Genomic DNA, 10225 nt, shown 5'->3' with positions numbered 1-10225 from the left:
GCCATAAGTTTTAATAGTGCAATCGTTTCAGGATTGTTGTAATGTTCTACATCAACTATCGCCTTATTATAGTGTATATTCCTGTTCTGTGCTTCTCTGAATATTGAGCAAATACGCGCATGAGCATACTGCAGATAAAACACGGGATTTTCGCTGCTCTGACGTTTTGCAAGGTCAATATCAAAATCAAGATGGCTATCCATTGAACGCATAACAAAAAAATACCGTGCAACGTCAGTGCCAATTTCTTCAATCAGGTCACGCATGGTGGAAAATGTACCCAAGCGCTTGGACATTTTTACGGCCTCACCATTCATTAAAAGGTTTACCTGCTGCGAAATCAGAATCCTGAAATGCTTTTCATCATATCCCATCGCTTTCATTGCACCTACCAGGCGAGCAATATACCCATGATGATCCGGCCCCCATATATCAATAATCAAATCGTACCCTCGTTCAATTTTTGTTCTGTGATAGGCAATATCAGCCATTAAATATGTTGGTCTTCCATCGTCACGTACAACCACCCTGTCCTTATCATCACCAAACCTTGTAGAAACAAACACCTTCTTGCCGTCCTCATCTCGTATAACACCAAGTGACTCAAGATAGTTAAAAACTTCCATAACCTTTCCGGTTTGGTGTAAAGTGCTTTCATGAAACCATGTATCAAAGTGCACATTAAATCTATCCAAATCTTCCTTCTGCGATGCAACATTGTATTCTATAGCTTTTCGCGCACAAAAATTAATAATTTCATCTTCATCTTTTATGTGCGATAGCTCCTGTGAAAAATTCTCATGTATATATCGGGCAATGTCTTTCACATATTCACCGTGATAGCCTTCTTCCGGGAATGGCACATCCTGGCCCAGCATTTGCCTGTAGCGAACCCACACCGATTTCCCAAGCCACCATACCTGATTTCCGTAATCATTAACATAAAACTCCCTGTGTACAACATCACCACTTGCCTGTAATAGATTGGCAAGAGTGTCACCCACCGCCGCTGCACGTGCAGAAACCACATTTAAAGGCCCTGTAGGGTTTGCAGAAACAAATTCAAGGTTTATTTTTTTAGGATTTTGCTTTTTATTTTTACCGTACTCATCTTTAACAGTAACTATCTCCTCCAATCTTTTCAAAAGAAATGGAAGTGAAAGAAATAAATTGATAAAACCTGGTTTGACAACATCTATGCGCTCAAAGATCTGTGTGTCAATGTGCTGTTTTATCTCCTCACCTATCTGCATGGGTGACATGCGCAGTATCTTTGCGCATTCCATAGCAATTGGTGTGGCATAGTCACCAAACTTTTCTTCTTTAGGATATTCAACCTTTATTGCTGGCGATAGCTCCATTGGAATGTTCTTAGCCTGCAAAAGCTTCAATAGAGCTTCTCTAACTGTATGTGCAATATACTCTTTGATTATCACAACAACACCTCTTCACAGAAATTTAGAACCAACGAGATCATTCCAAACAAGCGATTGTTTTGAACATTCTTTATATACAACCACTTGATTCTCATCGCACTTTGTAAGACATAACTCATACTACTTTAATAGAGCAATAAATATTCACATTATACTATTCTATACTTACCCCTATAGGGTTATGTTTTTTACTTTTTAAGTGTGATGGTTTTTCTTTTGAAAAAAATTCATTTATTAGTATATCACAATTTTACGATTCATTATGATACAATTTGAATTTTCTGCATTAATTATTTTGTCAAGAATATAATAAAAAACTTGCATTTCTTAGTTGTTTCTTATAGTACATTATTTAGCTTTGGATAATCAAAAACCTTTACACTTATACTATTAATCATAAAGGTAATAGCTATGCAAATTAATAAAAATCAACTCATGGGTTTAGGCCTGTCATTTGCTGTTTTTATCATACTAACGTTTTTATATTCACAAACCAGGCTTTTAGATGGTCTTGAAAACGGATCAATCAATTTTAGATTCTACCTGCGTGACCCTTCTGAAAAGGCTATTAAACTACAGGAGGGGGTGCGAATGACACGTAAAAATCCCCGTTCACGAGATGATATTATCATCCTTGGGATTGATGAAAATACCATACGCGAATTTGACAATGAAGGCATAAAATGGCCATTTCCATGGTCATATCATGCAAAGTTTACCCGATATGTTAGCTCAGGAAATCCCAAAGCAATGTTCTTTGATATCATGTTTCTTGATCACAAGCCCTATGAAGAAGAATTTGCTAAAGCTATTAAAGAAGCAAACTGTGTGTTTTTAGATTACCCGTTTGAAACAGAAGAAGTAGATGTCAAGTACACTGATATTGATGAACGCATGCGCATTCTGGATATATATTCTTTCCCGGTTGACCCTCAGGACAATTCTATACCGTGGGTTGAAGAAGCCGTACCACCTACACCATTGCTATCACAGGCCGCAATAGGTTTAGGATTTGCAAACATACGCCCTGACGCAGACCATGTCAACAGGAAAGTTCCGCTAATAATAAAATATAAAGGAAAATATTATCCTTCTATAGACCTTCTTATTGTCATGCACTATTATGGCATTACTAAGAAAGATGTGACCATAAAAATGGGAGAACATATAAAATTATCAAATATTCCAAAAGAGAAAATGGCAAAGCCAACTGCTGACAATACTATTTATATTCCAATTGATGATGAAGGCTTCATGGATATTAATTTCATTGGTGGGCCAGGAAGTTTTACTCATTATCCTTACTACTATTTCTGCAGGGATGGCAAGATAAATAATACTTCATTGCAGAATAAAATAATTCTTATTGCAGCCTACGCTTCAACAGGAATTTCAACAGATATCCATAAATCACCGTATGGGGACCTTTTTGGAATAGAACACCATGCTAATGCATTAAATACTATACTCAATCAGGACTTTATAGTAAAGCTTACCTCATGGCAAAATATACTAATTTTATTTATTATCTCACTTATTTTGGGGTTTGCCCTTCCCCATGTATCAATTATTATTGCTGTTGTCTTTACCCTAGCACTTACATTATTCTATATTATTGGCTCATACCTGCTTTTTGATGTTTTTAATGTAATCACTATTTTTGCTACCCCCATCATTCAGGTAGGTACAACATTCTCAATTATTATTGCATACAGGGTGTTGACAGAACAGCAGGAGAAGAAATACATACGCCAGACTTTTTCCAAGTTTGTTTCAAAAACAGTTGTGGACGAACTTTTGAAAAATCCTGAAAAATTAAAGCTTGGTGGCGAAAAAAAGATACTCACAGTGCTATTTTCAGATATTAGAAGCTTTACCACTATTTCAGAAAAAATGACTCCTGAAGAACTTGTTGAACATCTCAATGAATACCTCCAGGCAATGACCGATCTGGTTTTCAAATATGATGGCACACTTGATAAATATGTTGGTGACGAAATAATGGCATTCTGGGGAGCACCTATCCCTCAGGAAAACCATGCGCTACTAGCATGCAAATGTGCTGTAGAGATGATACAGGTTCTTGAGCAACTTAATAAACGCTGGGTGCAAATGGGAAAACCTGCATTGCATATTGGTATTGGAATAAACACCGGCGAAATGGTTGTTGGTAATATGGGCTCGGCATCACGTATGGATTATACATTAATGGGGGATAATGTAAACCTTGGAGCACGCCTTGAAGGAACAAACAAACAGTATGGTACCGAAATAATTATCAGTGAATTTACCTATGAACATGTAAAAGATCATGTTATAGCCAGAGAACTTGACCTGGTAAGGGTTAAAGGGAAGCAATTGCCAGTGAAGATTTACGAACTAATTGACATCAAAGATTGATATTGATTTTTTGTTACAGGGGGCTGTTGTCAATATAACTGGATTGTCAAGATTTCCCAAAACAGTAAAATTAATTCTTTGTGAGCTCTTAAGGGCAGCCCCTTCTTTGATGAATAGGGTTGCAGAGCACGGTAATTGTAGCCCCTTATCCAGTGTATAGTTTCCATAGCCACCAATTTGTACCATATCAGTATCTATAAATATATTTTGTACAATCCATCTATCAGCTGTATGGTTGACGGTTATGTCAAGTCTGTTACAACGCCAAATCCCATCAGGGAATGACACATTGCAGTTTTTTGCTATTTCACCAATCTTTTTCTGTAGCAAAGTTTTATCAAAAATAGTATTGGCGATAGTTACTTGTAACAAGCCATTGCCATTTTGCAAAAGATGACTTAAACGATACCCTGACACAGAATAACTTAGTGTTGCATTTAAAACCCCAGTAGCATTTTTTTTGCCACTATCTATTAAAAACTTACCGTAATCAAAATTTGATACTGCAGCATTAACACTCATGGTAGGATAATCACAGTTACAAAAGGCATTGACTGAAAAAGAAAATATTCCCGAATAACCTTCGCAACGAAATGATGGCGTTGAGATAGCACCTTTATTAGAGACTATATCAATATTTAAATTCTTCAAATAGGCATTTGTATCAAAAATGAGTCGCGCTACATTTATTTTTATCTTGATAATATTATTAATAAGAAATACGCCCAAAGGCTTATCTCTGAAAAATATTTCGTTATAACCCATACCCATATCTTTCATTGCACCAGCATATAATGACGATAAGCCTGTGACAATAACATCACTCAATAGTTGAGTATATAGTTTTTTTGATGTTATATTAATGTCTGTTACTGAACTAAATGGTAACCATCTGTCAATGTTGATTGTTGAATACAATAATATATCCGAATCTTTATGTTTTGTAAAGAAATCTACAACTATCTTTTTTACATCTCCCTCAATATGGAGTTTAGTATCATTTATATATGAATACGTAATATTGTTAATCCTACGTGACAAAGATACATCACGAGCATCACAAATAATTTTAAAGTATTGCATGTTGTTATGGGCGATATCAAAATCACATTTTGCTTGCAAGTTCAATAAGCCCTGATAGCTAACACCTGGTACAAACTGAATATAATCACAATCTTCAAGGTCAATGTTATTTGTAGAAATATAAAATTGCAATAAAGTATCCTTGAAATATTTTAACGTGAAATCAAATGAAATCTCTTTATCATCAAATGAAAATGATGAAACAACAATATCGGATAAATCGTGAGTAAATTCCACACGGGCATCCACGCTTATATTGTCTTTAGATATTATCTCATAATGAGGGGTATTTTTGATGTACAGGACAGTACAATTATCAAACTCAATTGTGCCATCAAATTTATATTTTGAATCATGATCAATGGTGCAATCAGTGTAAAAATATCCTCTCACAACAACAGGTAAATCAGAATATTCCCTTAAAAAATAATTTGCTATATGCATATCTATCTTTTTGGCATATATAGCATGATGCGAGGATTTGTAATTCATCATATTATTATAATTAATGGTTCCTGATATATGTAGTTTACCTGAATCAAGAGTACTATCTAGAGGAGCAACACTACCTTTGATGTCATAAGACAATTTTTTATCTTTAAGATGTATGTACACTGAGAGGTCGTGGACATTAATTCTTAATTTATCTGTGGTAAAACTTTCATTGTATTGCAAATCACCTGTGGCTTCCAGATAAAAATTATCAATAGTAAAAGAATTGCCATGTATAATCCCTGCAAATATGCTTTTGAATGTATCCTGATAACTTTTGCCATAATTTTTTACAATGGTTATTGATGCATCGTTAAATATTATGCCTTTAATTGCAATTGTGCCTGTAAAAGCTTTGAAATAATTCAGATCAATAATTGCTTCTTTACAGGATATCAGATTGTAATTATCGTTAAAATCAGTAGTAGGTGCTATCTTAACATTTTTTAAAATTATATTGCCACCTAATGATATATGGCTATCCCCAAACTGAATTGCTTTTTTAAAATTATTTTCAAATATTTCCTCTATAACTTGTGGTGAAATTTTGTTATGAAATAAAATTTTAAAATATATTTTTTGTACAACACAAAAACCTAATAATATTGCTAAAATTACTACTATTGCCGGCAAATGAAATGAGCCTATTTTCCCTCTTATTTTATTCATATTCTTTATTTTTTAGTTCCTGGTACTAATTTATTTAACATGTAAAGAAAATTACAATATTGTCAAGATTTTATTTTGTTGATTAAATACCCATACTTTTATAGTCTTGAAAAAGCATATCAAAAGGAAAATCGTATGGCGCAAATTATTAAACCGGAAACAAAAACAAAAATTATGTTTGCAGCAGAAAAACTTTTTAATGAAAAGGGGTATTCAAAAACCAAAATTACTGAAATTATGGATTATTGCAATCTGGCAACGGGAACATTTTATGTATACTTCAAAGATAAAGAAATGCTTCTTACTGAAATTTATCAACCTATAGTTGATTCAATTGATTCAATCTTTGTTTTAACACCATTATACGAAACTATTACCCAACAGGAGTATTTTGGCATAATCAAACAAGAAATTTTGAGATTAAGTGAATTTGCGCTTAAATTTAGTAATGAACTCGGCTTTTTATTATTTCATGCACATGACTCAAAGTATGCAGATTTTGCTGATAAATTGCAACATTCTATCAGTAATGAATTTGAAAAGTTTTTTAGCATAGGAATATCTCACGGTTTTATACGTAACTCACATATCCCAGTATTATCAAAAGTTTGTTGCGGAATTATCTTGACAATGATACGTTTACTCATTATTGACACCAACCAGCCTCTCAAGGGCATTATTGTACAGGAAGCTATAGAAATTATTATTAATGGAATTAAAAGAATATAATAGTTGTGGCAGATAGCTATGGAAGAACAGAGAAAGTTATTAAAATTGCTTCAAGGAAATGAGAAAACAGCAATTGACAAATACAGAAATATAAATTTTTTTGAAGATCATGTTGCATTTGTAGGAACTCCTAAAAAACACCAATACGACAAAACAAAAATCATTCTGTTATCCGATCCATTTTCAGATAGAAAGATATTCTATGAATTTCCCATTGATAGCATTGATCTGGTTGAAGAAATAGGAACAATTTCTTCGCAGGATGGGAAAAATGCCTTGCAAATTCGCATATGGGTAAAAAAAGGTACTTTAGCACTTAAATATGAACCTTTTATCATAGATTGATACTAAGACTAAGAGAGTCTACCATGGCATATATTTCCCAACTGCTTTTTGATTTTGCACCGCATGTACACTATTTTTCTTTTCTACTTCTTATTCTTGCTGGATTTAATTTTCCCATATCGGAAGATATAATATTCATTGTATCTGCTTCCATCGCAGCAACAATCATACCTGAACATACATTTAAAATTGCTGCAGGGTGTGTCTTAGGGGCTTACACAAGTGATTTAATATCATATTGTTTGGGCAGATTTGGAATGAAGTTTATCTTACAGCACCCAAAACTAGCAAGATTTTATCCTATGGATAAAATTCAAAAAATTGAAAATTATTATGTATCTCATGGCTCAAAAACTTTATTTTTTGGCCGTTTTATCCCTTTTGGTGTACGAAATATAATATTTCTTACTGCAGGACTAGCTAAAATGAATATATTGAAATTTATGATCGTTGACTTAATGGCGCTATCTATCACATCAACAATACTATTTACATTAGGATATACATTGGGCTCAAATTATGAAATTATATTCCCCTATCTTAATAAATATAAATTAGTTATATTTTCACTTTTTCTTTTAACAGTTATTACAATTATAATATACAAGAGAAGAAAACAATAAAATATCTCCAAATATAAAAAAATGTTTGCATTAAACTTTTACTTCTTATATAATCATGAGTGTTTTCCTGATATTGCATATTGTTTTTTATTATCATGAACAATGATGAGAGGTAATATATGGCAAAAGGAACTGCGCTCTTTAAAGCCTATATGAATAACTCAATACCATCTAATGGTGGATTTATCATCTGTTCCTTTTTTGATTCCGACTCAATATACTCAATTTATGAAGTAACTGCATATAAAAATGTTAAAGATATTTATCAAACTGCTGAAGGCTTGACATTCAAAACTGATGGGAGCAGAACCCACTTATTAGTAGAACCACCAACCTATGCCCGTAGATACGAAGAGCCAGTTCACAGAGAAGCAGGCAAATCAATACCATACCGCTTTGACGATCTGACAATACTCACCGGCCAAAAACAGGAAAAAATAATGATACCAAAAGAACCTTTGATGTTATATACATCTTTTACAATTTTAAAAACACAGGGTGAAAATTTTGCATTCCTTTTTTATCCAACTGAAGATGTATATATGGCTATACGAAAATTTATAGCTGATTCATTATATAACGATTGTGGATTAACAAAAGAAGATTCACTTAATTCTGCCCAGATACTACTACAAACAATAAAAAATTTTACAATTTTTAAATAGTCATTCTCAACAATGCTCTAAGAGTCATCTTTTGATGCTGACTATTTTACATAAAAAAAGTCCAGACTTATTGTTATTTTAATAAATTGCAGTTTACATCTGTTAATTAAAAAGAGTATTCAATTACATTTATAATTTTTTAAATTCATTAGAAAAATTATAATTGATTTATATTATCAATTTATTTATTTTGAAATAAATATTAGCGTGTAAATTTTAATCAATGCTTGGTAAAAGAATAAAAATAGATGTAGATTATTTAAGACCTAACAGCAGTTTTATCTACCCACTTTTATCAGAAGATGGTGTTGTAGTTTTACCTCCACGTGTAGCCTTAACAACTGAAAAAATCAATGCGATTAAAGCCAGATATGGGAATACACTATATTATAATGACAACGGGCAGATGGCTGTAATTCCTACGTTCAGAATGCAGATTGCCCGGAATAAAGCTAAAGAGATAATGCATGAGATAGCTCATAGCCATAAGATAAGTAAAGTGGCATTTCACGAAGCAGAAAAGGTCATCATAGATATTGTAAATGACCTGACTTCAACTGAGATACTAGCTCTTAATTTGCTCAAAGATTTAAAAAGTTATGAAGAATATATTTATAACCACTCGGTGAATGTAGGTATTTTAAGTGCAGTTTTAGCCAGAATGATAGGCACTTTTAACAAAGATGAAATTAAAAATATAGCTTTAGGTGGCTATCTGCATGATATTGGTCAAATGCAATTAGATAAAAACCTTTTGGAAAAAGAAGGAAAATATACTATTACAGATATTCAAAAAATGAAGCGCCATCCTCAATTGGGTTATGAAACACTCAAAAAGATAAAAGATGTTCACCCAATAGTATTGCAATCAGTATTGTTTCATCATGAACGCTACAATAACAATGGGTATTATGGATTACCGTATGAAAATTTACCCATTTACCCAAAAATAATTGGATTATGCGATATTTATGATGCACTGACATCAAAACGCCCATTCAGAAATGCTATCGAACCAAGTAATGCTTTAAAGGCTATCTTAAATGCCATTGATTCACATTTCGATTATCAGCTAATTAATACTTTTATTAACAAGTTAGGTCCTATTTTGAACAATACACAAGCTTTTTATACCCACAATGATATTTGTGAGTTAAATACTCAAGAGCTTGCTATAATTAAAGACTTTGGTATAAACGATATGCTTAAACCCAAAGTTATAATATTTTGTAAATTTCAACGGAATGGTGAACAGCTATTGGCTCGTTTTTATGAAAAACCGGTTGAAATCGACTTGTCAAATGATCCCAACAATAGATACATGATAAAAATCATTAATAATTATAAACAGCTACAATCAATTCAAAAAAAATTAGAAGAAAAAAAACTATTATAAAAGTAACAAATGCAAATTAAACATTATAATTTTGATAATTTACCAAAAGGTGGTCCTTACACACATGTTGTAGAAGCCAATGGATTTTTATTTATATCAGGTGTAATTCCAATTGATACTGCAAAAAATATTGTAGTGGACAATGATATTGCTAAAGCCACTGAATTAGTTTTAAACAATATTAAAACCATCATTGAAAGTGCAGGTAGCAAGATGGAAAATATTGTCAAAATAACTGTATACCTTAAAGATATGAAACACTTTTCTTTGATGAATGAAATATATAAAAAATTTTTCCCTATAAATCCCCCAGCACGTTCATGTATTGGGGTTTTTGATCTTCCAGCTGGTGCACCAATTGAAATAGACGCGATTGCAATCTTATAA

The 10225-nt window shown here is 32.6% G+C and carries 9 protein-coding genes; 7 read left to right on the top strand and 2 right to left on the bottom strand.

What is annotated here, in order from left to right:
• Positions 1-1436: arginine--tRNA ligase (gene argS, locus N3F66_12385; GenBank protein MCX8124942.1), on the bottom strand; the 1436-nt coding region annotated here is incomplete at its 3' end.
• 411 nt (positions 1437-1847) lie between these two features.
• On the opposite strand from argS, the gene N3F66_12380 reads away from it, so the two are divergent.
• Positions 1848-3836 carry an adenylate/guanylate cyclase domain-containing protein gene (locus N3F66_12380; protein MCX8124941.1) on the top strand — a complete coding sequence of 663 codons (1989 nt, stop codon included), beginning with the start codon at positions 1848-1850 and terminating at the stop codon, positions 3834-3836.
• On the opposite strand, the gene N3F66_12375 is transcribed toward N3F66_12380, so the two are convergent.
• Positions 3816-6080 carry a hypothetical protein gene (locus N3F66_12375; GenBank protein MCX8124940.1) on the bottom strand — a complete coding sequence of 755 codons (2265 nt, stop codon included), beginning with the start codon at positions 6078-6080 and terminating at the stop codon, positions 3816-3818. The two genes, N3F66_12380 and N3F66_12375, sit on opposite strands and share 21 nt — an antisense overlap.
• Before the next feature lie 135 nt (positions 6081-6215).
• Between N3F66_12375 and N3F66_12370 the strand changes: the two genes are divergently transcribed.
• The 6 genes from N3F66_12370 (at position 6216) to N3F66_12345 (ending at position 10225) form a co-directional block, all read left to right on the top strand.
• On the top strand, positions 6216-6809 hold the full coding sequence (locus tag N3F66_12370) for a TetR/AcrR family transcriptional regulator (GenBank protein ID MCX8124939.1): 594 nt from the start codon (positions 6216-6218) through the stop codon (positions 6807-6809).
• 18 nt (positions 6810-6827) lie between these two features.
• A complete protein-coding gene (locus N3F66_12365) occupies positions 6828-7154 on the top strand; it encodes an inorganic pyrophosphatase Ppa (protein MCX8124938.1) in 327 nt (108 codons plus the stop codon).
• A gap of 23 nt (positions 7155-7177) precedes the next feature.
• The gene (locus tag N3F66_12360; GenBank protein ID MCX8124937.1) at positions 7178-7777 is read left to right on the top strand and encodes a DedA family protein; all 600 of its coding nucleotides are present in this window, start codon (positions 7178-7180) and stop codon (positions 7775-7777) included.
• Positions 7778-7896: 119 nt separating this feature from the next.
• Positions 7897-8442: a hypothetical protein gene (locus N3F66_12355; GenBank protein MCX8124936.1), complete on the top strand. Its 546-nt coding sequence runs from the start codon at positions 7897-7899 to the stop codon at positions 8440-8442.
• 223 nt (positions 8443-8665) lie between these two features.
• Positions 8666-9838 carry an HD domain-containing protein gene (locus N3F66_12350; GenBank protein MCX8124935.1) on the top strand — a complete coding sequence of 391 codons (1173 nt, stop codon included), beginning with the start codon at positions 8666-8668 and terminating at the stop codon, positions 9836-9838.
• 9 nt (positions 9839-9847) lie between these two features.
• Positions 9848-10225 carry a RidA family protein gene (locus N3F66_12345; protein ID MCX8124934.1) on the top strand — a complete coding sequence of 126 codons (378 nt, stop codon included), beginning with the start codon at positions 9848-9850 and terminating at the stop codon, positions 10223-10225.

Source organism: Spirochaetota bacterium (assembly GCA_026414805.1).
Taxonomy (GTDB): Bacteria; Spirochaetota; UBA4802; order UBA4802; family UB4802; genus UBA4802.
The sequence above is the reverse complement of the archived record's forward strand: the minus strand, read 5'-3'. Positions and strand labels throughout refer to the sequence as shown.